This is a genomic window from Microbacterium sp. F1-18, assembly GCF_052921305.1.
Genome location: NZ_JBREVD010000001.1, coordinates 275,125 through 300,720, shown reverse-complemented (window position 1 = coordinate 300,720; position 25,596 = coordinate 275,125). Strand labels below are relative to the sequence as shown.

23 protein-coding genes and 1 tRNA gene are annotated in these 25,596 nt (G+C 68.8%); 18 read left to right on the top strand and 6 right to left on the bottom strand.

Annotated features, from left to right (window positions below):
• The first annotated feature begins 81 nt into the window (after positions 1-81).
• The 9 genes from ubiE (at position 82) to ACU6RU_RS01415 (ending at position 9,294) form a co-directional block, all read left to right on the top strand.
• Positions 82-819, top strand: coding sequence for a bifunctional demethylmenaquinone methyltransferase/2-methoxy-6-polyprenyl-1,4-benzoquinol methylase UbiE (gene ubiE / locus ACU6RU_RS01455; protein WP_446725716.1), 738 nt, complete (start codon positions 82-84; stop codon positions 817-819).
• A gap of 93 nt (positions 820-912) precedes the next feature.
• Positions 913-1,923, top strand: a complete 1,011-nt coding sequence (locus ACU6RU_RS01450; protein WP_120263309.1) for a polyprenyl synthetase family protein — start codon at positions 913-915, stop codon at positions 1,921-1,923.
• A gap of 53 nt (positions 1,924-1,976) precedes the next feature.
• Positions 1,977-3,350 (top strand): FAD-dependent oxidoreductase, encoded by a 1,374-nt coding sequence (locus ACU6RU_RS01445; protein WP_446725715.1) that lies wholly within the window; start codon positions 1,977-1,979, stop codon positions 3,348-3,350.
• A 10-nt stretch (positions 3,351-3,360) separates the two neighbouring features.
• The gene (locus ACU6RU_RS01440) at positions 3,361-3,726 is read left to right on the top strand and encodes a hypothetical protein (RefSeq protein WP_120263307.1); all 366 of its coding nucleotides are present in this window, start codon (positions 3,361-3,363) and stop codon (positions 3,724-3,726) included.
• Positions 3,727-3,867: 141 nt separating this feature from the next.
• Complete coding sequence (locus ACU6RU_RS01435; protein WP_446725714.1) at positions 3,868-5,130, top strand: extracellular solute-binding protein; 1,263 nt, start codon at positions 3,868-3,870, stop codon at positions 5,128-5,130.
• Complete coding sequence (locus ACU6RU_RS01430; RefSeq protein WP_120263305.1) at positions 5,127-6,062, top strand: carbohydrate ABC transporter permease; 936 nt, start codon at positions 5,127-5,129, stop codon at positions 6,060-6,062. Before ACU6RU_RS01435 ends, ACU6RU_RS01430 begins: the two co-directional genes overlap by 4 nt.
• Positions 6,062-6,910 (top strand): carbohydrate ABC transporter permease, encoded by an 849-nt coding sequence (locus ACU6RU_RS01425; protein WP_094262209.1) that lies wholly within the window; start codon positions 6,062-6,064, stop codon positions 6,908-6,910. The genes ACU6RU_RS01430 and ACU6RU_RS01425 overlap by 1 nt, the downstream gene beginning before the upstream one ends.
• Positions 6,911-6,956: 46 nt before the next feature.
• Positions 6,957-8,252, top strand: coding sequence for an ABC transporter ATP-binding protein (locus ACU6RU_RS01420; RefSeq protein WP_446725713.1), 1,296 nt, complete (start codon positions 6,957-6,959; stop codon positions 8,250-8,252).
• 64 nt (positions 8,253-8,316) lie between these two features.
• Positions 8,317-9,294, top strand: coding sequence for an alpha/beta hydrolase (locus tag ACU6RU_RS01415; protein WP_446725712.1), 978 nt, complete (start codon positions 8,317-8,319; stop codon positions 9,292-9,294).
• 4 nt (positions 9,295-9,298) lie between these two features.
• Here the strand turns inward: ACU6RU_RS01415 and ACU6RU_RS01410 are convergent, their stop codons facing one another.
• Entirely contained in the window at positions 9,299-10,615 is a 1,317-nt protein-coding gene (locus tag ACU6RU_RS01410; protein ID WP_446725711.1) for an Nramp family divalent metal transporter, read from the bottom strand.
• A 131-nt stretch (positions 10,616-10,746) separates the two neighbouring features.
• Positions 10,747-11,682, bottom strand: coding sequence for a dihydrodipicolinate synthase family protein (locus ACU6RU_RS01405; RefSeq protein WP_446725710.1), 936 nt, complete (start codon positions 11,680-11,682; stop codon positions 10,747-10,749).
• 194 nt (positions 11,683-11,876) lie between these two features.
• Between ACU6RU_RS01405 and ACU6RU_RS01400 the strand changes: the two genes are divergently transcribed.
• Complete coding sequence (locus ACU6RU_RS01400) at positions 11,877-12,896, top strand: LacI family DNA-binding transcriptional regulator (protein WP_289330999.1); 1,020 nt, start codon at positions 11,877-11,879, stop codon at positions 12,894-12,896.
• An 18-nt stretch (positions 12,897-12,914) separates the two neighbouring features.
• Here the strand turns inward: ACU6RU_RS01400 and ACU6RU_RS01395 are convergent, their stop codons facing one another.
• Positions 12,915-13,403 carry a YajQ family cyclic di-GMP-binding protein gene (locus ACU6RU_RS01395; RefSeq protein ID WP_120263300.1) on the bottom strand — a complete coding sequence of 163 codons (489 nt, stop codon included), beginning with the start codon at positions 13,401-13,403 and terminating at the stop codon, positions 12,915-12,917.
• A gap of 68 nt (positions 13,404-13,471) precedes the next feature.
• On the opposite strand from ACU6RU_RS01395, the gene ACU6RU_RS01390 reads away from it, so the two are divergent.
• From ACU6RU_RS01390 to ACU6RU_RS01365, 6 genes are all read left to right on the top strand, one after another.
• Entirely contained in the window at positions 13,472-13,966 is a 495-nt protein-coding gene (locus ACU6RU_RS01390; RefSeq protein ID WP_446725709.1) for an N-acetyltransferase family protein, read from the top strand.
• 60 nt (positions 13,967-14,026) lie between these two features.
• The gene (locus ACU6RU_RS01385; protein ID WP_120263298.1) at positions 14,027-14,350 is read left to right on the top strand and encodes a hypothetical protein; all 324 of its coding nucleotides are present in this window, start codon (positions 14,027-14,029) and stop codon (positions 14,348-14,350) included.
• 122 nt (positions 14,351-14,472) lie between these two features.
• Positions 14,473-15,639 carry a DUF2510 domain-containing protein gene (locus ACU6RU_RS01380; protein ID WP_446725708.1) on the top strand — a complete coding sequence of 389 codons (1,167 nt, stop codon included), beginning with the start codon at positions 14,473-14,475 and terminating at the stop codon, positions 15,637-15,639.
• Positions 15,636-17,018: a hypothetical protein gene (locus ACU6RU_RS01375; RefSeq protein ID WP_446725707.1), complete on the top strand. Its 1,383-nt coding sequence runs from the start codon at positions 15,636-15,638 to the stop codon at positions 17,016-17,018. Before ACU6RU_RS01380 ends, ACU6RU_RS01375 begins: the two co-directional genes overlap by 4 nt.
• Before the next feature lie 76 nt (positions 17,019-17,094).
• The gene (locus ACU6RU_RS01370) at positions 17,095-17,586 is read left to right on the top strand and encodes an FBP domain-containing protein (RefSeq protein ID WP_120263296.1); all 492 of its coding nucleotides are present in this window, start codon (positions 17,095-17,097) and stop codon (positions 17,584-17,586) included.
• 92 nt (positions 17,587-17,678) lie between these two features.
• Positions 17,679-17,760, top strand: a tRNA-Tyr gene (locus ACU6RU_RS01365).
• 163 nt (positions 17,761-17,923) lie between these two features.
• Here ACU6RU_RS01365 and ACU6RU_RS01360 read toward each other — a convergent pair.
• The 3 genes from ACU6RU_RS01360 to lanKC form a co-directional block, all read right to left on the bottom strand.
• Entirely contained in the window at positions 17,924-18,979 is a 1,056-nt protein-coding gene (locus tag ACU6RU_RS01360; RefSeq protein ID WP_446725706.1) for an Abi family protein, read from the bottom strand.
• Between the two features lie 187 nt (positions 18,980-19,166).
• Positions 19,167-19,283: a SapB/AmfS family lanthipeptide gene (locus ACU6RU_RS01355; protein WP_114597945.1), complete on the bottom strand. Its 117-nt coding sequence runs from the start codon at positions 19,281-19,283 to the stop codon at positions 19,167-19,169.
• Between the two features lie 4 nt (positions 19,284-19,287).
• Positions 19,288-21,909, bottom strand: a complete 2,622-nt coding sequence (lanKC, locus tag ACU6RU_RS01350) for a class III lanthionine synthetase LanKC (protein WP_446725705.1) — start codon at positions 21,907-21,909, stop codon at positions 19,288-19,290.
• 319 nt (positions 21,910-22,228) lie between these two features.
• On the opposite strand from lanKC, the gene ACU6RU_RS01345 reads away from it, so the two are divergent.
• Positions 22,229-22,948 (top strand): LuxR C-terminal-related transcriptional regulator, encoded by a 720-nt coding sequence (locus tag ACU6RU_RS01345; protein WP_446725704.1) that lies wholly within the window; start codon positions 22,229-22,231, stop codon positions 22,946-22,948.
• 126 nt (positions 22,949-23,074) lie between these two features.
• The gene (locus tag ACU6RU_RS01340; protein ID WP_446725703.1) at positions 23,075-25,486 is read left to right on the top strand and encodes a DUF5979 domain-containing protein; all 2,412 of its coding nucleotides are present in this window, start codon (positions 23,075-23,077) and stop codon (positions 25,484-25,486) included.
• Positions 25,487-25,596 lie beyond the last annotated feature (110 nt).

Genomic DNA, 25,596 nt, shown 5'->3' with positions numbered 1-25,596 from the left:
GGAAACACCGGCTCATACCCGGCCGAAGTGGGACCTCGCGGAGCGGGGCTCGCGGGGCACCGCCGCACCTAGACTCGAACCGTGACCAGCGAGCCCAACCGCGCCGACCTCGGCAAGGACCCGTCGCGCGTGAGCGGCATGTTCGACCAGGTGGCCGGCGCCTACGACCGCACCAACGACGTCCTCAGCCTCGGCCAGGACCGCCTCTGGCGCATCGCGGCCACGCGCGCGATCGACCCGAAGCCGGGGGAGCGCATCCTCGACCTCGCCGCAGGAACGGGGGCGAGCTCGGTCTCGCTCGCCCGCAGCGGCGCCGGGGTCGTCGCTGCAGACTTCTCACCGGGCATGATCGCCGAGGGCGTCCGCCGGTACGGTGCGCAGGCGCCGGGCGGCGGCATCCCGAATCTGTCGTTCGTCGAAGCGGATGCCACGAACCTGCCCTTCGAGGATGCCGAGTTCGACGTCGTCACCATCTCGTTCGGCCTCCGCAACGTCAACGAGCCGAAGAAGGCGCTCGCCGAGATGCTGCGCGTCACCAAGCCCGGTGGCCGCCTGCTCATCAGCGAGTTCTCGCAGCCGCCGTCCCGCGCCTTCGCCGGGCTCTACCGGTTCTACAACGACCGGGTCCTGCCTCGGGTGGCGCGTCTGGTGAGCTCCAACGCCGAGGCGTACGACTACCTCAACGAGTCGATCCGCGACTGGCCCGACCAGCGCACCCTCGCCGGATGGATCCGCGAGGCCGGCTGGGACGAGGTCGCGCACCGCGATCTGTCGTTCGGCATCGTCGCGCTGCACCGCGCTGTCAAGCCCGCCGTCTGAACCGGCCGGCGCGGATCGGCGTCGTCGCCCGGCCGGTAGGCTGGAGCCGTGACATCGAGCCCATCCGCGCCGCGGCTGGCGAAGCACCTCGGGATGACCGAGCGCATCTTCGCCGGACCCCGCACCCGCAAGCTGCTCGCGACCGTCGAAGCCGGGCTCGAGCGCGTCGAGACACGCCTCGGCGATGAGCTCACCGTCAGCGACGCGCTGGTCGACGCCAAGACGCGCTACCTCTACGAAGCCGGCGGCAAGCGGCTGCGGCCCATGCTGGCGCTGCTGACCGCTCAGCTCGGCAACGGTGCGACCGAGGACGTCATCGCCGGCGCCGCCGCGCTCGAGCTGACGCACCTCGGTTCGCTCTACCACGACGACGTCATGGACGGTGCCGACAAGCGGCGCGGCGTCCCCAGCGCGCATGAGGTGTGGGGGAACAACGTCGCGATCCTCACCGGTGACCTCCTCTTCTCGCGGGCGAGCCAGCTGATGGCGCGCATCGGCGAGCGAGCGATCCGCGTGCAGGCCGATACCTTCGAGCGTCTGGTGCTCGGACAGATGCACGAGACCATCGGCGCACAGCCCGACGACGACCCTGTCGAGTTCTACATCCAGGTGCTCGCCGACAAGACCGGCTCGCTCATCGCCGCTGCGGCCCAGGTGGGCGTGCTCTTCTCGGGCGGACCCGAAGAGCTCGCCGAGCCGCTGCTCGCGTTCGGCGAGAAGGCCGGCGTCGCCTTCCAATTGCTCGATGACGTCATCGACCTCTCGGCCGACCCCGAGGCGACCGGCAAGGTACCGGGAACCGACCTGCGCGCCGGGGTGCCGACGATGCCCTATCTGCTGCTGACCCGCGCCGGCGACGACGCCTCCCGCGAGCTCGCCGCCACGATCGACCGCGGTGTCACCGAGATCGCAGAGGGTGCGGATCCCGCGATCCTCGACGAGCCGCTCGCCCGTCTGCGCGACCACGATGTGACGGCGCAGACACGGCGGCTCGCCGAGAAATGGGCCGATGACGCCGTCGCGGCTCTCGCGCCGCTGCCCTCCGGCGCCGTGCGCGACGCACTGACCCGGTTCGCCGAGGTCGTCGTCGACCGCGCCAGCTGACACAGACCCCCGCTGCGCCCGCGCCCGGGTGCGACCAGGAACGAGGAACATCCATGACCAAGCTGAGGCTGGCCATCGTCGGAGCCGGGCCCGCCGGCATCTACGCCGCGGATCTGCTGCTGAAGGCCGAGCGCAAGTTCGACGTCTCGATCGACCTGTTCGACCACCTGCCTGCGCCCTACGGGCTCGTCCGTTACGGCGTGGCGCCCGACCACCCGCGCATCAAGGGCATCATCAACGCACTCCGCGACGTGATCGACAGCGGCGACATCCGTCTGTTCGGCAACGTGCGCTTCGGCGAGGACATCACGCTCGACGACCTCAAGCACCACTACAACGCGGTCATCTTCGCCACCGGGGCCGTCCGCGACGCCGCGCTCGACATCCCCGGCATCGACGCCGACGGCTCATACGGCGCCGCCGACTTCGTCAGCTGGTACGACGGCCACCCCGACTTCCCGCGCGAGTGGCCGTTGGATGCCGCCTCCGTCGGCGTCATCGGCAACGGCAACGTCGCGCTCGACGTCGCTCGCGTGCTCGCCAAGCACGCCGACGACCTCCTCGTCACCGAGATTCCCGACAACGTCTATCAGGGGCTCCGTTCGTCGGCCGTGACCGACGTCCACATCTTCGGACGCCGCGGACCCGCCCAGGTGAAGTTCACCCCGCTCGAGCTGCGTGAGCTCGGCGACCTGCGCGACGTCGACCTCGTCGTCTACGACGAGGACTTCGACTACGACGAGGCGTCGAAGGCGGCGATCGCATCGAACAAGCAGGTGATGGTCATCGACCGGGTGCTGCAGTCGTGGCGGCAGCGCCCGAGCGTCAACGGCACCGGGGGAGAGGCCTCGCGTCGCCTGCACCTGCACTTCTACGCCAAGCCCGTCGAGGTCAAGAAGGATGCCGCCGGCCGCGTGGCCGCCCTCGTCTACGAGCGGACACGCCCCGACGGGCAGGGCGGGGTCGAAGGCACCGGTGAGCTGCGCGAGGTCGCGCTCCAGGGCCTCTACCGCGCGGTGGGCTACTTCGGTTCGCCGCTGCCGGGCGTACCCTTCGACGCCACGCACGGCGTCATCCCGAACCACGAGGGACAGGTGCTCCACGAGGACTCGAACGAGCGCGTGCCCGGCGTCTACGCCACGGGTTGGATCAAGCGTGGGCCCGTGGGACTCATCGGTCATACGAAGTCCGACGCCATGGAGACCGTCCGCCACGTCATCAACGACCAGGGCTCATGGTGGCAGCCGGCCGATCCCTCCGAACAGGGGGTGCTCGACCTGCTGACCGAGCGCGGTGTGCCGTGGACCGACCTCGACGGCTGGCACCGGCTCGACGAGCACGAGATCGCGCTCGGGGCGCCCGCCGAGCGCGCGCGGGTGAAGGTCGTCGACCGCGACGAGATGGTCTCCATCTCGCGTGGCGAGTGAGGACAGGGCGATGACTTTTCGGAGCAAGCAGACTCTCGACGCGTGGATCGAGGAGTTCCAGCGGTTCGGGTACTCGCTCGCTGTGAAGGTGATCCCGCAGGACGGCAGCCTCGGTCGTGACACCGGACTCGTCGCGATCAACATGATGAACGCGCAGACCGTCACCTACATCGAACCCGACGTTCCCGGCGGCAACACGTGGCGCATCACGTTCGAGGCGCGCGAGACCGAGCTGCGCCTCGGCGCGGGCGGCGCCCTCGCCCTGTCGACCGAGCTCGCGATGGTCTCGACGCTCTGCGCCTTCCTCGAGACGAAGTCGCGTGCCTTCGATGGCGACGATCCGGCCGAGATCGAGAGCCCGGTCGCCGAGGCCTGATCGCTTGGCCGGACCGCCCGATGTACTACAGCGCATCGGGTTGGGCAACCCGTGGTCGCAGCATTCCTCCGACGCCATGATGGGGGAACGCCCGATGCCGTGAGCGCGCCGGGACGCGACGATACGGAACGAGGAGGCCCGATGCGCACGACCCGGGTCCTGGCAGCCGCATCGGTGGTCGCACTCGCTGCGACGCTCGGCGCCTGCGCCCCCGATGACGGTGTGCCTACGCTCACCTGGTACATCAACCCCGACGACGGTGGGCAGGCGCGCATCGCCGCAGCCTGCACGGATGCCGCGGACGGTGCCTATCGCATCGAGACGTCGCTGCTGCCGCGCGACGCCGCGTCGCAGCGTGAGCAGCTGGCTCGCCGCCTCGCTGCGGGCGACGCCTCGCTCGACATCATGAGCCTCGATCCGCCGTTCATCCCGGAGCTCGCCGAGCCCGGGTTCCTCGACGACGTTCCCGAGGAGCTCCAGAACACCGACGGCATCGTCCAGGGAGCCATCGACTCCGCGAGCTGGGGTGGCGAGCTGGTGACCGTTCCGTTCTGGGCCAACACGCAGCTGCTCTGGTATCGGCAGTCGGTGGTCGACGCGGCCGGTCTCGACATGTCGCAGCCGGTCACGTGGGACGACATCATCGCCGTCGCCGAGGAGCAGGATCTGCGGCTGGGTGTTCAGGGCGCGCTGGCCGAGTCGCTCACCGTGTGGATCAACGCTCTCGTCGCGTCGGCCGGCGGCGAGATCCTGAAGAACCCCGAGGCCCCGGCCGACGAGCTCGAGCTGGGGCTCGACAGCGACGCCGGCCGCGCCGCCGCGGACATCATCCACCGCATCGGAGCCGAGGGGCTCGGCGGCTCAGGGCTCCCGACCGCCGACGAGAACGCGAGCATGAACCTGTTCCAGGGTGAGCAGGGGTCGTTCATGGTCAACTGGCCGTTCGTCTGGCCGGCGATGACCGGCGCCGACCCCGCCATCGCCGATGACCTGGGTTGGGCCGTGTACCCGCGCGTCGATGCCGACACGCCGGCTGCACCTCCCGTGGGCGGCATCAACCTCGGCGTCGGCGCCTTCAGCAAGAACCCCGACCTCGCCTGGCAGGCCATCGAGTGCATCGTCCAGCCCGAGAACCAGTCGGAGTACTTCGTCACGGACGGCAACCCGCCGTCCAACGCCGCCGCCTACGACGATCCTCGCGTGCAGGAGGAGTTCCCGATGGCCGACACCATCCGCGAATCGCTCGACCTGGGCGTGCCGAGACCGCAGACGCCGTACTACAACGAGATCTCCATCGGGCTCCAGCGCACCTGGCACCCGCCGGCCGCCGTCGACCCCGAGACGACCCCGCGAACGTCGAGCGAGTTCATCCTCGCCGTCCTGCGAGGGGAGCGTCTGCTGTGAGCACGCGCGAGGCCCCGGTGCCGCGGCCCCGCCGCTCCGCGCGAGCGCGCGCCGAGGGACGACTGGGCTGGATGCTGGCTGGTCCGGCATTCGTCATCATGCTGCTGGTCACGATGTATCCGATCGGCCAAGCGCTCTTCGACTCGCTGTTCAGCCTGCGGCTCACGGCCCCCGACGAGCGGTCGTTCGTCCTGTTCGAGAACTACCGGGTCGTCCTCAGCGACCCCGCGTTCTGGCGGTCGATGGGGGTGACGCTCTTCATCACGGTCGTCACCGTGCTGCTCGAGCTCATCCTCGGCTTCCTCCTCGCGCTCGTGATGCACCGGGCGATCAAGAAGCTGCGCGGTCTCGCGCGCACCGCCATCCTCGTGCCCTACGGCATCATCACGGTCGTCGCCGCCTTCGCCTGGTTCTACGCGTTCGACATCAACTCGGGCGGCTACGTCAACAACTGGCTGAGCTGGATCCCGGGGTTCGATCCCGAACTCAACTGGTTCGCCGAGCAGGGCACGTCGCTCGTCGTGATCATCTTCTCGGAGGTGTGGAAGACGACGCCGTTCATCTCGCTGCTGCTGCTGTCGGGCCTCGCACAGGTCCCGGGCGAGCTCGAAGAGGCCGCGAAGGTCGACGGGGCCACGGGGTGGGAGGTCATGCGTCGCGTCATCCTGCCGAACATGAAGGCCGCCATCATGGTGGCGGTGCTCTTCCGCACGCTCGAAGCGTTCCGCATCTTCGACAACATCTACATCATGACCGGCGGCGCGAACGATACCGAGGCGCTGTCGTTGCTGGCGTACAACACCTCGATCGGGCGCCTCGAGATCGGTCTCGGGTCGGCGATCTCGGTGCTGCTGTTCCTCAGCGTCCTGATCATCGCGGCGATCTTCATCAAGGGATTCAAAGTCGACCTGGCGACGGGACGGGACTCCTGATGCGCACCCTCACCTGGCCGCAGCGGATCGGATGGGCAGCGATCATCATCGCCGTGCTCGTGTGGTCGCTGTTCCCCGTGTTCTCGATTCTCATGACGTCGTTCAAAACGCCGTCGGGTCTGTTCTCGGGGACCCTGCTTCCGCAGGAATGGACCCTCGAGAACTACACCGAGATCCTCGCCCCCGGCGGCGGTGCTCAAGACCTGTTCCTGCCGGCGCTGCGCAACTCGGTCGGCATCTCGCTCATCGCGACCTTCGTCGCCGTCGTGCTCGCGACGCTCTGCGCCTACGCGATCGCGCGGCTGGAGTTCCGCGGCAAGCGCATCATCCTCGTGACCGCGCTCGCGGTGTCGGTCTTCCCGATCGTCTCGATCGTGACCCCGCTGTTCAATCTGTGGCGGGTGATCGGGCTCTACGACACGTGGCTCGGCCTCATCATCCCGTATCTGTCGCTGACGCTGCCGATCGCGATCTGGACGCTCGCGGCGTTCTTCCGCCAGATCCCGTGGGAGCTCGAGCAGGCGGCGCAGGTCGACGGTGCGACGCCGTTCGAGGCGTTCCGCAAGACGGTCGTGCCGCTGGCGGCTCCCGGCGTGTTCACGACGGCGATCATCGCGTTCTTCATCGCCTGGAACGACTTCGTCTACGGCATCTCGCTCACCTCGACGAGTGCGGCGCGCCCCGTGCCCGCGGCTCTGTCGTTCTTCACGGGCGCGTCGCAGTTCGAACAGCCCACGGGCGCGATCTCGGCCGCCGCCATCATCGTGACGATCCCGATCGTCGTGGTCGTCGTCATCTTCCAGCGCCGGATCGTGTCCGGCCTCACGCAGGGCGCGGTGAAGGGATGACCTCCCGCATCCGCGCCGTTGCCACGCTCACTTCGAAGGGAACGTCATGGCCTCCATCACGCTGAGGAACATCGTGAAGACGTACGACGACGGCTTCACGGCGGTGAAGGGCGTCGACCTCGACATCGCCGACGGCGAGTTCGTGATCCTCGTCGGGCCGTCCGGATGCGGCAAGTCGACGCTGCTGCGGATGATCGTGGGCCTCGAGGACATCACGAGCGGCGAGATGCTCATCGACGGCGACGTCGTGAACGACAAGGCGCCGAAGGACCGCGATCTCGCGATGGTGTTCCAGAACTACGCGCTGTACCCGCACCTTACCGTCTACGAGAACATCGCCTTCCCGATGCGACTGAAGTCGAGCAATGTGCCCGAGAACGAGATCGACGAGCGCGTACGCCGGGCCTCGAGCCTGCTCGAGCTCGACGAGCACCTCGAGCGCAAGCCGGCGAACCTTTCGGGCGGCCAGCGGCAGCGTGTCGCGATGGGGCGCGCGATCGTGCGGAACGCTCGCGCGTTCCTCTTCGACGAGCCGCTGTCGAACCTGGACGCGAAACTGCGGGGCCAGATGCGCACCGAGATCGCCCGGCTGCAGCGGTCGCTCGGCACGACGACGGTCTACGTCACCCATGATCAGACCGAGGCCATGACCCTCGGCGATCGCGTCGCGGTGCTGCGCCGAGGCGAGCTGCAGCAGGTGGCCAGCCCGCGCGGCCTGTACGAGCAGCCGGTGAACCTCTTCGTCGCCGGCTTCATCGGGTCGCCGCCGATGAACTTCCTGCACGGCACGGTCGAGGGCGACACCCTCAAGCTGCCGATGTTCGACGTTCCTCTCGATGACCGCCTGCGCCGCGCGATCGGAGACCGCGAGCTCGTCATCGTGGGCGTGCGTCCCGACGCGTTCGAGGATGCCGAGACGTCCGACCGTCCGCTCGACGGGGGCGTCCGGGCCGAGGTCGACGTCGAGATGACCGAGTGGCTCGGCGAGGTGCTGTACGCCTACATCCCGTTCGAGGTCGAGGAGTCGGTGCACAAGAAGCTCACCGAGCTCGATCGTGATCTCGACGGCGAAGGGCTGCGGACCGAACTCGTCGTGGCACTCGACTCGCTCAGCAACATCCGTGCCGGCGACCCGGCGACGCTGTGGTTCTCGCCCGATTCGTTGCACGTGTTCGACCCCGAGACGGGCGACAACCTCACGCGCGACGAGGACCGGGCTGCGATGCTCGAAGAGGATGCCCGGGAGCAGCGCAAGCGCGCGCTGCAGCGTGCCCAGGAACGCGAGGCTCGTCGCAGCGGTTCCGGCGCCGGCGCGGGGACGCGGGAGAGTTCCGCCGCCTGAACCGGCTCGCCCAGCTGCCCGGCTGACCCAGCGCCCGCGGATCTCCACGACCTAGGGTGGGGACATGCGGGTGGACGAGGTGACATGGGGCCCCGATCTGCTGGGTCCCGGTTTCGAGCAGGCGACGCTTCCGCTCGGCTCGGACGACGAGGGCGAGGTCGTCGCGACGCTCGTGCGCGCGATGCCGCATCCGGGTCTCCGTCTGTTCGGGGCCTGGCGTGACATCGACGTGCTGTACGTCCACGGCTGGTCAGACTACTTCTTCCAGACCGATCTCGCCCGCGTGTTCACCGATCGTGGTGCGCGCTTCCATGCCCTCGACCTGCGCAAGTACGGCCGCAGCATCCGCCCCGGTCAGGCCCGCGGCTACGTCACGTCGCTCGACGTCTATGACGACGACATCGAGGCCGCGCTCGCCGCGATGGACACCGAACGTCAGGGCCGGCGGCTCGTGCTTCTCGGGCACAGCACCGGCGGACTCACGCTCACGCTGTGGGCGGCGCGCCACCCGGGGCGAGCTGCAGCCGTAGTCCTGAACAGCCCGTGGCTCGAGCTTCAGCTCGGGCCGCTCGGCAGGCAGGCGGTGGCGCCGCTCGTCGAGGTCCGGGCGCGGTTCGATCCGCGCGGAAGCCATCCCGTGGTCGATCTCGGGTTCTACACGCGGGCCCAGCGCGAGGTCGGGAGCCTGCCGGAAGCGCCCGACGGCTGGCGACCCGAACAGGGCTTTCCCACGCATCCCGCGTGGCTCGCCGCCGTAATCGCGGGGCATGCGCGCGTCGCAGCCGGGGTCGATGTCGGCGCCCCCGCGCTCGTGCTGCTTTCGGCCCGCTCGACGTCGCCCCTGCGGTGGAACGACACGATGACCTCGACCGATTCGGTGCTCGTCGTCGACGACATCGCGCGCGCTGCGACCCGCATCGCCGCGACCGTCACGATCGCCCGTATCGACGGGGCGCTGCACGACGTCTTCCTCTCGGCCGCACGCGCGCGAGCCGAGGCCGCCGACCGACTGGTGTCGTTCGTCAGCGGCCTCGACCGGTGAGCGCTCAGCCCGCGATGAGGCTGATCAGCAATCGGATCGAGAGGGCGAGCACCGACAGGAAGCCGACGATGCCGAGCGCGTTCTGCCACCACCGGTTCCGGAGGGGGCCCATGAGCGCCCGGTTGTTCGCCATGACGATGATCAGGGCGGCCAGCAGGGGCGCGAACAGCACCGTGAGGGCCTGTGCGAGCACGATCAGCTCGACCGGCGACGAGCCCGCGAAAGCGACGGTGATGGTGATGCCGAAGGCCAGGATGAAAGCGCTCCCGAGCCGCGCTGTCAGCGTCTCGGCCGACGCGCCGCGCCCGATGGCATCCGAGAGCAACGTGCCTCCCGCGATGCAGTTGGGGATCATCGACGAGAAGGCCGAACCGAAGAATCCCAGCGCGAAGATCCAGGTGCCCACCGGTCCCGCGACCGGCTCGAAGATGCGGGCGAGGCCGACGAAGGCACCGGGCGCATCGGTTCCCGTGTCGAAGAGCACGGATGCCGACACGACGATCACGAGGGCGGTCATGATGCCCGGGGCGACGATGCCGGGGATGGTGTCGACGATTGTGATGTCGCGGTACTCCGACTCGGTGCGTGAACGCGCCTTGGTGCCGTAGGACGCGAAGAACGCGGCGTTGATCGAGAAATTGGTTCCCACGAGACCGATGATGAGCAGCCAGGCTCCGTCGGGGACGACGGGGATCAGGCCGAGACCGGCAGCGGCCCAGTCGGGGTTGGAGACGAACGCCGAGACGACGAAGCAGAACGCCATGATCGCCACGATGACGATCAGGATCTTCTCGACGATGCCGTAGATGCCCTTCATCAGCAGGATGGTGGCGACGGCGACCGTGCAGATGACGGTCCACATGACGGGTGAGCTCCCCGGGATGAGCATCGCCAGCCCGACGCCCGAGCCGACGGCGTTGCCCACCGAGAAGCAGAGGGTGATCAGGAAGACGCCGAAGCCGGCGGCGACTCCGGTCCACCGGCCGAGGCTGTTTTTGATCGACGAGATGAGCGAGACCGGCGTGCGGATGCCCAGACGCACGCTCATGTCGGTGAGGAACACCATCAGGATGGTCGAGACGATGATGACCCAGATCAGGCCGTAGCCGTAGCCGGCTCCGGCGTTCATCGCGGTGGTGAGGTTTCCCGGTCCGAACTGCCATGCTCCCGCGACGAACGCGGGGCCGATCAGGGCCAGGCGACGCCAGAACGTTCGCCGGACGGGGTTCTTGCCGACGATGCTCCGCACCGTCTCGGTCGAGATCCGGCCGTGGCCGGTCGCGGGGGTGGCGGGTGGACGTGAAGTGGTGCGGTCGCTCATGGGGACTCCTTCGGAGGGCGGCGGGATGCCGCGCAGTCGTCATCGACTTCGAGCCGGCGCTGCAACGCGTCGGGGGAGCGGAACGGGGCGGAGGGGGCGGCCGGATGCGGGCTCCGGCCGCCCGGGGTGTCTTATGCGGGAACGGTGACGCTGCCGAGCTCGGCCGAGGCGAAGGCCGCGGCGATCTCGGCCTCTGCGCCGGCGGGGAGGGGCAGCAGCGGCTCCCGGACCGTCGCGTGGTCCAGGATGCCACGGTTGACCAGACCCCACTTCAGGGCGACGGTGCCCTCCATGTGTGAGCCACGGTGGTAGACCGCCTTCGTCACGGGCAGCAGGCGCTCGTGGATGGCGTGGGCGGCGGCGTAGTCACGCGCTCTACCCGCGGTGATCAGGTCGACGAGCAGCTCCGGTGCGATGTTTCCGTAGCCGACGAGGAGCCCGTCGACGTCGAACATCGTCGGCAACAGGTATTCGTCGTGGCACGACAGGATCTGCAGCTCGGGGTACGCCGCACGCAGCGCCGGGATCTCGGTGTACCAGCGACGCATGTTCCGGACGCCGTTCTTCGTGTGGTTCACACCCTCCTGTCCGGCGATCTCGAGTTGGGTGTCGAGGTCGTAGGAGGCCTTGGTGTTGTCGGGGTACTGGAAGAGGATCTCCTCGAGCCCCGACTCTTCCCAGATCGCGCGGTAGCGCGTCTGCGGGGCGCCCGGCTGGAATCCGAAGCGCAGCCAGCCGTGCGAGGGGTAGACCAGGGCGCCGCGCGCTCCCGCGGTCGCGGCGTCCTTGGCCTCGAGGGCGGCGGTGGCGTTGCCTTCCTTCGTGATGCCGGCGATGATCGGCAGCCGGTCTTCGACGGAGTCGCGGAAAGCGCGGATGACGTCGAGCTGCTCCTTCTCGGTGAGGAAGGTCCCCTCGCCGGCGTGGCCGAGAACCACCAGGCTCTTCACCCCCTCGATGGAGCCGAGCCACGAGCCGAGCCGTGCGATGGCGTCGTAGTCGACGTCGCCGTCGACGGTGAACGGGGTGACAGGGGCGGGGTTCAGGCCGCGGAGGTCGAGGACCATGTCGTCTCCTTGAGTGAGGTCTCGTCGTCGAGATCGGGGAGGTGCCGGATGGCTGTCCCTGAGGCCAATAACGTTTGCAGGAACGTTTGCAGTCTGCTCCCGACGATTGTCGATGTCAAGCGCCTCGGGAACGTTCCCGGGAAGGTTCTTGTCGGTCGGTACGTGCCGACTACACTCGCGAGGGGAGGCAAGATATGGCCGAAGGCGACCGGAACGTCAGGCACGTCGTGACCCTCAAGGACGTCGCGACCGCCTCGGGCGTCAGCATTTCGACCGTGAGTCGCATCCTCGACGACCGCACTCCGCCCTCCCGGTCGGCGACAGCGGAACGCGTTCGCGCTCTCGCAGAGGAGCTCGGCTATCGCCGCAACGTCTTCGCCTCGGGGCTTCGCCGGGGCGCCACGGGCACGATCGGCGTTCTCGTGCCGAGGCTCACCGACGCCGTCATGGCACTCATGTTCGAGGCGGTCGAACGCGCTGCGCGGCAGCGCGGCTACTTCGCCGTCGTCGCGACATGCGGCGACGACGGTGAGGAGGAGCGCCGCGCCACCGAGACCCTGCTCGACCGGAACGTCGACGGTCTCGTGCTCGCGACCGCGCGCATCGACGACTCGCTCCCGGCGTCGCTGCGAGACCGCGGCATCCCGCATGTGCTCGCGCTGCGGACCGACGGGGTCAGCCCGGCCTCACTCGGCGACGACGAGACCGGCGGCTATCTCGCGATGCGGCACCTGCTCGACCTCGGGCACCGCGACATCGCCGTCGTCACCGGCCCCTGGTTCACCTCGAGCGGGCGCGACCGACGCAGCGGCGCGAACCGCGCTCTCGCCGAGGCCGGCGTGACCCTCCCCGAAGATCGAGTGATGGCGGTCGGCTACGGCCTCGACCACGGGATGGAAGCCGCCGAGACACTGCTGGCCGGCCCCTCTCGTCCCACCGCGATCTTCGCAGCCAACGACAACCTCGCGATCGGCGTGCTCAGCGTCGCGCGATCGATGGGGCTCGAGACGGGGAAGGACCTCTCGATCGTCGGGTACAACGACATCCCGCTCGTGTCACGTCTGCCCGTCCCGCTGAGTTCGGTGCGCACGCCGTTCGATCAGATCGCGACGTCAGCCCTCGACATCCTCCTGACGACCGACCCTGCGACGCCGCAGATCGTCCGCGCGATGCCGACACTCATTCCGCGCGCCTCGACGGCGCCCCGCCGCTGAGCCGGGGGTTCGGCTGGGTCAGCGGTAGTTGACGAACTGCAGGTCGACGTCGAGGTCGGCGGCCTTCAGCATCCGCTGCACTTCCTGCAGGTCGTCGCGCGACTTCGACTGCACGCGCAGCTCGTCGCCCTGGATCTGCGACTTGATCGACTTCGGGCCCTCGTCGCGGATCATCTTGCTGATCTTCTTGGCATCCTCCGACGAGATGCCCTCCTTCAGCGTCGAGACGATGCGGTACTCACGGCCCGAGGCGGTGGGCTCGCCCGAATCGAGGCTCTTGAGCGAGATGCCCCGCTTGATGAGCTTCGTCTGGAAGACGTCGAGCACGGCCTTGGCGCGCTCTTCGGAGTTCGCCTTGATGAGGATCGACTCGCCCGACCATTCGATGGAAGCGTCGGTGCCCTTGAAGTCGTAGCGCTGCTCGACCTCCTTGCGGGCCTGGTTCAGCGCGTTGTCGGCCTCCTGGCGATCGATCTTGCTGACGATGTCGAACGAGGAATCTGCCATGCCGCTCAGCCTACCGAGCCGCCGTGCGCCCTGCCACGATCGTGCCCATCCCTGCCAGAGTGGGAGGCATGAGCTTCGTGATCCGAGAGCCCGCCGTCGGGGAAGCAGCGCCGCTCGCCGAACTCCACGTCGCCACTTGGCGAGAGGCGTACGCACACCTCCTGCCGGGCGGGTTCTTCGACGCGGAACACGTCGCCTCGCGGCATCGGATGTGGAATCAGATCCTCAACGATCCTTCTCCCGCGGTCACGGTGCGCGTCGCCGAGCAGGACGGTCGCATCGTGGGGTTCGCTCTGGTGGGTCCGAGTTCTGCCGAAGGCGACGAGAAGCCCGCGCGCGACACCCATCTCTACGCGATCTACGTCTCCGCTGCTCATCACGGCACGGGCGTGGGCCAGGCGCTCCTGGACTCGGTGCTCGGGACAGCGCCTGCGACTCTGTGGGTCGCAAAGCAGAATCCGCGAGCGATCGCCTTCTACGTCAGAAACGGGTTCGATTTCGACGGGATGGAGAAGATCGACCCGGCTGCTCCCGCCATCACGGACGCCCATATGGTCCGCTGACCTCAGCCGCGTCCGTCGGCGACCGCCGGCACCCGCCGGGGGCGACGCTAGGCTCGCGCCATGATGAGTGAGCCTGCCGCCCCGCCCCGACGCCGCGCGCGCGGGTGGGGCATCGCCGCCACGATCGTCGCGGGCATCGGCATCCTCGCCGTGGGGCTCGTGTTCCTCCTCGCGGCCACGGTCGATCCCCTCTGGGGATGGATGCTGTTCGTCGCCCTGCCCATCTCGGTCGCCGCGGGCGCGGTCGGCGGCGTGCTCGGCATCATCGGGCTGATCACGGCGCGCGGCGAACGCGCGGGATACGGGTGGCCCGTGGCCGGTGTCGTCCTCGGCGGGGGCCAGGTGCTGCTGGGGAGCGGCCTGCTGGGCGGCTGGTTCGTCTGACCGGCGGTGGCGCCGGGCGCTAGCAGAGCCGGCGCGGGAAAGCAGGCGTATGAGCCACTTCGCGCGAGCCAATAGCATCGTCTCGAACCGGCGGTGCTCGCGGCCGGGGTGGAGGGGGATTTGTGAACGACGTGCCGGGATCTGTTCCGACGGCGCCGGCAGGCTGGCATCCCGATCCTTCGGGGCAGCCGCAGCTGAGGTACTGGGACGGCCAGCGATGGACCGACCACGTCTCGCCCTACCCCGCAGCACAGCAGTCCTCGGCGGATGCCGGCCAGGCGGCCGCACCCGAAGCGGCGGCGCCCCAGGAGCAACCCGCCCCCGCTCGCACTCCCCGGGCACCCGGGCAGAAGCCGATGACGCGCGCGACATGGATCGTGCTCGCGGCGACTCTCCTCATCGTCGGCGGTGCGGCCGGGTTCGTCGGGTGGACCGTCGTCTCGGCGAACGCGGCGGCCACGTCGGAGGCGCCGGATGTCGTCGACGGCTTCCTCGCCGCGGCGACGGCCGACGATCCCTCGTGGACGGAGTACGCCTCGCCCGGGTACATCGCGATCTCGGGTTCGGCGACGCCGCTGTTCGGCGACGCCCGCGCTGCCGAGGTGCTCGACCTGTCGATCGAGTACGACAAGCGCGGCATCCTGTACGGCGTCAACGGAACCGCGGGCTACGAGTCGCCGAGCGGCGCGGACACCGCCAAGGCCCTGGTCGATATGACCTACACCTTCACGGTCGACGGCACACCGCAGACGGCGACCTCGACGCGCGAGATCTGGCTGACCCGTCCCTACTACTACGGCGATGACGTTCCCTCCGCTGCGCGCCAGGGCAAGACGCCGACTGCCGTCGGGCCCTGGCGGGTGACGGGCGCCGCCTCGGCGGCGGCCTATGAGGGAGAGGTCGTCGCGACGACCAGCTTCGAGCCCGCGCGCGTCGATCAGGCCTGCTACACCTCTGACGTCGTGCTGTCGCAGCTGTCGGAGATCGCGCGCACCGAGGGCGTACTCGCCGCCATCTGCCTGAGCGGCGGCACCTCGACATCGTTCGACGACGGCATCGATATCGACGCCCTCGCGGCTGGGTTCCCGGTCGTGGGTCAGGCTGCGCCGCTCACCGACCTCATGGGGTGGCACAACGACCCGAGTACCCCCGCGCCCCTCGAGCAGTACCTCATCTCTGCGGGTGACGCCGACTACGTGTTCGTCTTCGCATCGACGGGCGTCGGCGGCGAGCTGACGAACGACTCCGAACGCCGCATCATCCTCATCTCGAAGGCGGAGACCCGATGACCGACACCACGCCAGCGCAGGCCGCCGAGTCGCCGGAGCGCCAGCCCCGCAATCGGGCGGCGCGGACGATGCAGATCGTCATCGCCTCTCTCGGTGTCGGCGCGCTGCTGCTGACCGTCGCCTCGGGTGTCGTCCTGTGGCCGCGGACGCCCGAGGCGGGGCCTGCGGCAGACGTCCCGGTCGGGTGGGCGCCCTGGGCCGACAACGACCTCGCGACCCCCGCCAGCGCGACGTTCACCGAGATGAACGCAGCGATGCGCGACAAGGACCGCGAGCGGTTCCTCGCCCACGCCACCGGCGACGCTGCGGCGCAGCTCGCGCTGTGGTGGGACAACTCGAGCAAGATCGGGTGGGACGTCGCGGCGATCGCCCCGTCGGACTTCGACGTCGACGAGGCCGGCACGATCGAGGTCATCCTCGGCGCGCAGTACGCCTTCGCGGCGCGCCCCGAGCGAGGTGCCGGCGACCGCGACGCCGGCCTCGACCTCATCCAGGGGTTCGCGTACACCGTGACCTTCGAGCCCGGCACAGACCCCACCCGCTCGTTCGACCGGTACGAGGACACGGAGCCGCCTGAGCCCGCGACGATCACGTCCATCGTCCCGTCGCGGGAGCCGAACCCGTGGGACGAGGGCGAGATCCACGTCGCCAAGCGCGATCACGTCGTCCTGTTCGGCATGAGCGACGAGGCCGATCTGGTGGAGCAGAATGCCGACGTGGCTGAGCAGTCGGCCGTCACCGCGCTCGACACGATTCGGGCGCTCAGCGGTGAGCCCACTCAGGACGGCTTCGTCTCGGCCATCACCGGCGACGACGGTCGCTTCGAACGCTGGCAGTACGGCAAGGGCACGCCGTGGGACATGGATGTCGCGGGCTACGCCCGGCCGACCCTGCGCCCGCAGATGGCACAGCGCTTTCTCGACCCCGCGATCGCGACGGGGGCCGATACCTCCGGCACCCTCGTCGTGATGGGGCCGGGCAGTGAATCGGCCCGCGACAAGGTGTTCGTCCACGAGTTCGCGCACGCGCTCCACAACACCGCGGCCCCCGGATCGTTCATCGCTCCGCCCGTCGCGGTCCATGAGGGGTTCGCCCGTTTCGTCGAATGGAAGTCGGGTCTCGCCGACCCCGGCTATCTGCGGCCCGAAGTGAAGGCAGCCATCGCTTCGCAGGGGATGGGCGCCTTCTCCGACGAGGCGCTGCGCAGCCAGGACGCCGGCCTCGCATACGACGCCGCGGGGTCGTTCTACGCGTACGCCGACGCCCATGGTGGTACGGCCTGGACGATGGCGGTGGATGCCGTCGTCGGCGGTGGGTTCTTCGTCGACAGCACGGACTTCACCGAGGCCGACTGGCAGGCATGGGTCGCGTCTCAGTGACGGCGGGCCCCGTGTCGTGCGCCCGGCAGCAGCGGGGGCGGCCCGCGAGCGGCGCGCGCTTCGTAGGCTGGAACGCGTGCAAGCTCTGACCGAAGAACAAGTCCGCGCCTCGTTCGTGAACGCGACCGCCGACGACCGTCGGATCATGGCGATGCCGATCGACTTCATGCTGCTCGATTGGGACCACCTCGACTTCCTCGCGTGGCGCGATCCGAACTCGCGCGAACGCGGCTATCTCATCGCCCAGCACGAGGGCACCCCGGTCGGAGTCGTGCTGCGCGCGGCGTCGGGAAGCTCGCGGGCACGCTCCGCGCTCTGCAACCTCTGCCACACGATGCAGCCCGGCGATCAGGTGACGCTCTTCAGCGCCCGCAAAGCGGGGCCTGGGGGCGATGCCGGCGACACGATCGGCACCTACATCTGCGCAGACCTCGGTTGCCACGACAACGTGCGCATCGCAGGACCACTCGCGCCTAGCGAGATCCGAGCCAGCGTCGATCGCCGGATCGACGGCACGCGCCACCGCACCGAGGCCTTCGTCGGACGGGTCATCGGCACCGACGACTGAGAGCTCCGCCATGGTTCGGAGCACGCGGTCACAGGGGGTAATATGGGTTCTCGCGCCTCCGGTCGACTGCACAAGCCGGGCGGGTGCGCACTGGCGAGTTACCCAAGCGGCCAAAGGGATCTGACTGTAAATCAGACTGCATTGCATTCGGGGGTTCGAATCCCTCACTCGCCACATCGAGAAGGGCCCCCGCTGAGCGGGGGCCCTTTCGTTTGCGCTCCATGGGGCGCGGATGCCGCGTTTCAGCAGGCGGTCGACACTGTGCTTCGGCACAGGCCGATGCTCAGCGTGCTGGCCAGGACCGTGCGGTGGGAAGCCCCGTCGATGGCCATAGGTCCTACGAAACAGGCGACAGGTCGATCGGGGTGGGAAGCGGGGCGTCCGGCTGCGGTGTTCGAGTCCACAGTGTCTCGTTTGACCAGTTAGGAGTGGATCCCATGTCGCGCGCCTGCTCGAGGAATGCGCTCTGAGGGAAGGTCGCGAGGCACTTCGCCAGAGAATGATGCCAGCGGGACGCAGGATCGTACGAGGTCAGGCAGTACGCCAGGACCGCAAGCCAGGGGTATACCTTCGTTCGGCTACGCGCGTTAGCCAGGTGCTCGAGGCGCTCAGGGTACGTCAAGGACCCGGGCGCAATCCGCTTGAGAGTGCTCGACAGCTTTCGGTTCCAGAGTCGGCCGTGATGTGCGCAGTGGTTGCGCACGAGGTTGACGCCGACGAGCCACTTCGAGAACAGCTTGCCGTTGGTGACGCCGAAGCGGCGAGCGATAGCGCTCTGGTCGCCGTCCTTGAGTAGCTTGTACAGACGGGTCAGAGCCCCGAAGTCGAGAATCTCGACGGCGACCCAGAGTGGAAGGTCGCGGGAGTCGTACTTCTCGAAGATGTGTGTAACAAAGTCCTCGCTCTGCGCCCGTCGAGCCTGTTCGCGATACGCCGCCAGCCAGAGGCTATGTGCGTCTGAGAAATGGCTGGCTCCGTCTCCGGGAGGGGGTGCGGTCGCGACGCGTTGGTCGAGATGCGCAATGTCGAGATGGGCGAAAGCGCCACGTCGACCGAGTGTGTGCGCGAGCTGGAACCGCAACGCCAGCTCGAACCTTCCAACGCCGGCGAACACCGTCTCGCGCAGACGAGAGTCGAAGCGCGCAGCGCTCACTCCGTCGGCGAGGGTGCTTCCGGGAAGATACTCGGAGCTTCGATACTGCGCCGAGCTTTCTCGGGCGGCACCTTCCGGGAGCAAGCGTCGGAATGGGTAGGTGTAGGCCGTCAGCCGGTAGTAGCCGAACTCATGGAGCGCTCTCAAGGCGCCCTCTTGGTTGCCGCAATCGAGGCCCTGATCGCGAAGGTGCTGGACTTGTTGCTCGAGGCTCAGGAACCGCTTGACATACTCGACCACCTGGTGAGCATCGCACAAAAGAAAACTGGCCCGTACCGAGGAACGCGAGTGCGGCCTTGGAAGAGGAGCCAGTGTTGTGGCTCAATCCTAGCACCCGCAGCAGAATCCCTCACTCGCCACATCGAGAAGGGCCCCCGCTGAGCGGGGGCCCTTTCGTTTGCGCTCCATGGGGCGCGGATGCCGCGTTTCAGCAGGCGGTCGACACTGTGCTTCGGCACAGGCCGATGCTCAGCGTGCTGGCCAGGACCGTGCGGTGCTCGTCCTCGCTCTTCTCGAGCGTCTGCAGCGACAGGATGAAGCCCATTTCCTCACCTCCTCGGTTCGATCGCCGCCGGGGGACCGACGGGTGCGAGCACCGGGGGGAGCAGGGGGAGAAGCGGCTGGTCGGTCGTCTGGGCGTGTGGGGATGCCGCGACGAGAGCGAGCAGCACACCAGCGGCTCCGGTCGCGAGGTCGCATGATGCGCGGAGCATCCCGTCTCCGACGACGCGTACGCCGGCCGGGGCTTCGAGGGCGTGCAGCCTCATCTGCGAGAGATGGTGGTCGCGAGCGCGCACCGTCTCCGCGCTCGCGTGGCCGGTCGCCTCCAGTGACTGGAGGAAGATCGCGAGCCCGGCCCGGCCCGCGAAGAGGCCCGGCTGCACGACGAAGGGTGCCGACGCCGCGCGGATGATCCCGCGCAGCGCGTCATGCAGCTCGTCGTCCGGCTCGTGCGACAGATACTGCGCGAGCACGAGGCCGATGCCGGCCGACCCGTGGGCGAGGTAGGGGAGCAGGCGCCACCCTTGATCCACCTGCAACGACCCGTCCGAATCGCGGCGCAGCGACCGGAGGTCGACCGCGAGGGCGCGTCGGGCGATCTCGAGGAACCGCCGGTCTCGGGTGCGCTCGAACAGCCGCAGCGCCAGGAGTGCGGTTCCGCTCGCGCCGCCCATGAGGCCGCCCCGACGCGGCGACACCACCGGTGCTGGCGGCGCGTCTGCGCCGATGAGCCCCCAGCGTTCGCTGAGGCGGTCGACGATGGCGATCGCCGGCTCCAGAGCGCCGGGATCGCCCGGTTCGGCGAGGAGGGCGAGGCCGATGCCGGGAAGGCCCGAGGCGAGGTCGGATCCGACGGTCGCATCGGCGAGGTCGACGCCGTGCAGCCGCTCGCGGAGAGTCGAAGCTTCTGCGATGAACCCGAGGCGGCGACAGGCCCAGATCGCGCCGGCGGCGCCATCCATCAACCCGAGGCGAGGGTGGTCGTCCCACGCCTCCGAGATCGACTGCTCCACCCATGTGCGCAGCTCGGCGGGGAGCGCGATGCCGGCGGCGCCGAGCGCGAGGGCGACCCCGAGGGCGCCGTGGGCGAGCGAGAACCTGGGTTCGCGGAACTGGCGCGGGTCGCCTGGCCACAGCCGATCGAGCCGGTGAGGGGTCGCATCGGCGAGCAGCTGCTCCGCGACCTGCTTGATGGTCGGGGTCGACGTCGGATGCGAGAGCCTGTGCCCGCCTCCGCGGCTGTCGTCGCCGCGCTCGTGACTGAGCCTCGCCGCCACGCGTTCCGACCAGTCGCGAGGCAGGTCGAAGGTCGCGGCCGCCTCCGTGACCAGCGATCGGGCTTTCGCCGGCTGAAGCGCCAGCACACTCGTGAGCGGCAGGAAGACGTGTAGCTCGATGCACGCGAGCGCGTGCTCGTCGCGTCGCACGGGATCGGTCTCGTCGGGCAGCGCGAATCCGGCTGCGCCGAGGACGGCGGCGGCGCGGGAGGCGGCGGGCACCGACATCTCGAGATCGATGAGACCGACCGATCCGTCCGCGTCGACGAGGACATTGGCCGGATGCAGGTCCCCGTGGGTGCGGCCCGAGGCGTGCAGGCGGGAGATCTCCCGTCGCAGGGCATCGAGGACGAGCAGCATCCGGTCGCGGTACGCGTGGCGCTCCTCGGCGGTGGACACCGCGGCGGTGAGCGGGCTCGTCGTCGAGACGACCCGGTCGAGCGGCTGGCCCGGCAGCTGCTCGAGGACGATGAAGCGATGGCCGTGCGCGTCGAACGAGGCTCGCACCTCCGGTACGCGCACGACGCCGCCGAGGGCACGCAGGGTGCGCTCCTCGTCGCGCAGCCGCGCAACGGCATCCCTCCCGTCCGGCGTCCAACCGGCGAACGGCCGCGCCTCTTTCACGATGACGGGCGCCCCGTCGAGGATTCCGGTGTAGACACCGCCGGCGTTCGAGTAGTGCAGGGCCCCGGTGATCTCCGGAAAACCCGCCGGCGGCTCGTTGCCGAGCGCCTCGAGCTGGCGTTGCAAGAAGCCCGGCAGCTCGACCCAGGGCGGCACATGGAAGCCCGCCTCGCGCCGGTCGGGAACCCAGGTGCCGCTTCGTGGATCGCGTACCGCCGCCACGGCCTCGCCGTCGACGATCACCTCGTGGTCGGTGAAGGCGCCGTATCTGACGAACAGCGGACCGGCGTTCCAGCGCAGATCCGACAGGATGTAGGGGCCGGGTCGCCCGCCGAGCGCCTCGTCGAGCGTGACCAGACAGTGCTCGAGGCGTTCGACCGAGGGTGGGTAGAGCGTGATGAACTTGCCCGCTCCCGACCGGCCGGCATCCTTCGCCAGTACGGCGTCGAGCGCTCGCTTGTCGACCAGATGCTTGAACGCGACACCATGCCGGTGGCAGTAGGCCGAGACGATCTCGAGCACGGCGGCGGCCGCGTCGGGCAGGGCCGTGACATGCACCTTCCACCCCTGGTCGGGCAGGTGTGGTTCAGGCGGCATCCAGACGGTCCACGGATGCCGTCGGCTCCGCCGCCAGTCAGCCCACGAGGCGGCCGTCGCCGGCGCATAGCGGTGAGTGTCTTCCGGTGTGTCGGTGCCGGCGCCGTCCGCGCTCGGGGAGTCGTAGAACATCCGATCCCGTGTCGCGAAACGCCCGAAGATCGGATCCATCTGTTTCCCCCACGGCCCGGTACGGCGGGCCCAGGGTCATCATCGGTCGGCGCGCACGGGCTCGCCCGCGTCCCGGGCGGTGAAAAGACGCGCGTGCGGCCCGGCGTTGCCCCGTCGCGACCCGGACGGGGCTTCTGTTCTCGGTCGACAATTGGAGCGTGAAAATTCATCCGAATGGATGAAGCTCGCCGGGGGCTGGCGGCTGCAGCCTCGGCTGCATCAAGGACTAAAGACCCGAAAACCGTCGAAAACACGACCCCCCTGGTCGCGTTGGTATTGAGGTGTTTGACTTAGTTCACCCGGGGGAGGGATAAACGCTATGAAGGACGAAACGGCACTGCCGTTCGACCCGGCTGACGATGTCGCGGCCGTCGAAGAAGAGGTGAGGGTTCTCCTCGTCAATCGCCGAGATGTCGTGCGACGAGGACTGCGTGCCGTCATCGAAGATGCGGGCGATCTCGTCGTGGTCGGAGAGATGGCGCGGCTCGACGAAGCGTGGCCGATGATCGATCGGGCCGACCCGGACGTCGCCATCCTCGACGCGACGGAGCCTCCGGAGCAGATCGTGAGCGCGGTGGACAAGATCCGACGCGTGCAGATCGATGTGCCGCTGCTCGTCCACGGACGCACCGACGCCGAAGAGGCGAAGCGAGTCGCGTGGGCTGTGGGCGCCGACGGCTACCTCCTCGATGACGCCGACGCGCAGGACGTCTTGCAGCTCGTGCGCCGGCTCGCACGCGGCGGAGACGTGCACAGCCTGCAGGCGGTGCACGGTGCGGGCCTGCCAGCGAACCAACCCTCGACCGTTGACCTCACGCTGCGCGAGCGTCAGGTACTCCGTTTCATCGCCGCCGGGATGACGAATCGTCAAATCGGAAATCGGCTCGGACTGGCAGAGAAGACCATCAAGAACTACGTCTCCGGGCTGCTCGCCAAGCTGCATTTGGAGAGTCGCACACAAGCCGCCGTTTATCGGATGACGCACGATGACGTCACGCGCGGCGGGACCAATGGCACTGCCGATCGCCATCGCACCTGAGTGATGGTGACCAATACGCGTCCCCTGGAGGGGGCGTCCGCATCCCCCCGCGTGAAAGGAAGAGATCATGATTCGCGCAACCCATAACGGTTCACATCACGAAATGACCGACGGGAAGGACTCGGCGTGACGACGCGATCGACCGCCCGGGTGCGGCATCCCCGAGCCGGTAGGCGTGTCCGCAGCGTCATCGCCTCGCTGAGCGCCCTGGTCGTGGCGGCACTCATCGTCATGCCCCTCGGCCAGACGGCCCACGCGCGCATCGATGATGCGACGCCGATCGCGGATGCCGAGATCGGCCCGAACACGGAAATCCAGGTCACGGCCCTCGGGCCCGGCGCAAATGTCCAGGGATTCCAACCGCCGTCGCCCATCACACAAGATCCGCTGGCTGCCTACCCCACCAGCAATCCGGCCGGATACTCGTCGGTGAGGCCCTTCAGCGGAACGATCATCGCGTCGAGCATCTCCGACCCGTCGCTGACCGCCGAGATGTACTGCATCAATCTCCGGGTGGCCACGAACGTCGGCATCGGGTACGAGTCGGGCACGTGGGAGGAATCGAACGTCCCGAACATCGGATACGTCACCTACATCCTCAACAACTACTACCCGACGACCTCCGAACCCTCCGGTCTCTCGGCGAATCAGCAGGCAGCGGCCGTCCAGTCCGCGATCTGGTACTTCACGGATGGATATGTCGTGAGCACGGCGGCCAGCTCGACGATTCGCGAGGCGACGGCGGCGATCGTCGCCGCAGCTCAGGCGGCAGGACCGGTCGTCGAACCGCCTGCGCCGGAAGCGAGCATCACACCCGCTTCCGATTCCGCCGCGTCGATCTCCAGCGCGGGGCCCTTCACGGTCGTCGCCGAGGGCGCGACCGAGGTCACCGTCTCCGTTCCCAGCGGCTATGCGATGTTCACGGACGCGGAAGGGGCGGAGCCCCTCGCGAACCCGGCCTCCGTGCCCACGGGTACCGACATATGGGTGCGGAGTTCGAGCGGTTCGCCCGGCGAGACCGTGCTGAACGCGCGCGCAGCGGTGACGGTCCAGCGGGGGCAGGTGTATCTGTACGACGGCAACACACCTTCTTTGGACGATGCGCAGCGACTGATCCTGGCCGACACGACGGAACTGGACGCGGTCGCCTCGGCCACCGCGGAGTTCTTCGCGGTCGGCTCGTTGACGGTGAGCAAGGCGTTCGCCGGCGAGGCGCTCGGTCTTCAGGGCGACATCCAGCTGGCCATCGACTGCGGTGAGGGGTACACCTACACCGCCGACATCCCCGCCGGCACGGCGACGACGCAGACCTTCACGTACTCGGGCATACCGGCCGGGACGAGCTGCACGGTGACGGAACCCGTCACCGGCGCCAACACGGTGGTCGACGTCGAAACCGATGCGGGCCAGACCGCGGAGATCACGGAGGGCGGTGCCGCGATCACGATCACGAACACCGTCACCTACCTTCCGGGCGCTCTGCGGGTGGTGAAGGGCATCGCCGGTGACGCCGCAGGCGCGCAGGGTGCGATTCGCCTGACCGTGGTCTGCGGTGACGTTCTTAACGAGACGTTCGAGATCCCGGCCGGAAGCGCCGCCGGCGATTACGAGCAGGTGTACTCCGACCTGCCCGCCGGCACCGCGTGCACCGTCACGGAGACGGAGACGGGCAGCACCGCGCAGGTGGAGGTCGCGACGGGCGACCCCGTCACCGTCGAGATCCAGCCGGGTGCGACGGTCGATGCGGCAGTCGCGAACACCGTGACCTACCGTCCTGGATCACTTCGCGTGGTCAAGTCGATCGCGGGAGTCGCGGCCGGACAGCAGGCCGCGATCGAACTCGGCATCGTCTGCGGCGAAGTGCTCGACGAGACCTTCGAGATTCCCGCCGGCACCGCGGGGGAGTACGAGCAGCTCTTCACCGACATCCCGGCTGGTACCGAGTGCACCGTCACGGAGCTCGAGTCGGGCGCGACGGCACAGGTCGACGTCACGTCAGACGGCCCCGTCACCGTGGCCATCGAGCCGGGCGCGACGGTCGACGCCGCGCTGTCGAACGATGTGTCGTATCTGCCGGGGTCGCTGCGGGTCGTGAAGACCGTGACCGGCGGAGGCGCGGGTCTGCAGGATGCCATCGAGCTCAGCGTCCGTTGCGATGACGGCGACGTGCTCGACGAGACGTTCGTGATCCCGGCTCGCAGTCGCGCGGGCGACTACGAGCAGGTGTACGCGGATCTGCCCGCAGGAACGAACTGCGTCGTGACCGAGACCGAGTCGGGCAGCACTGCGCTCGTGCAGGTGGCCACGGCCGACCCCGTCACGGTGGAGATCGAACCCGGCGGAACCGTGGATGCCGCCCTCGTCAACGACGTTCGCGGAGGGGAGCCGATCGTCCCCGGACACAGCGCGCTCCCCGCGACCGGCGGCGAGGCGCCACACCTGGCCCTCATCCTCGGACTCGGCAGCATGATGGTCGGTCTGCTCGTGATCATGGGCGGTTACCGGGTGCACCGTCAGCGGTCGACGCTGACACGGTGAGGCCCGCTGCGCCCCCTCGCTCGACGGCGAGGGGGCGCAGTCACGCCCTCGTGCCCGCCGGAGGAGCGGGCGATCGACGACGGAAAACCGGCACCGATATTTCATCCGGA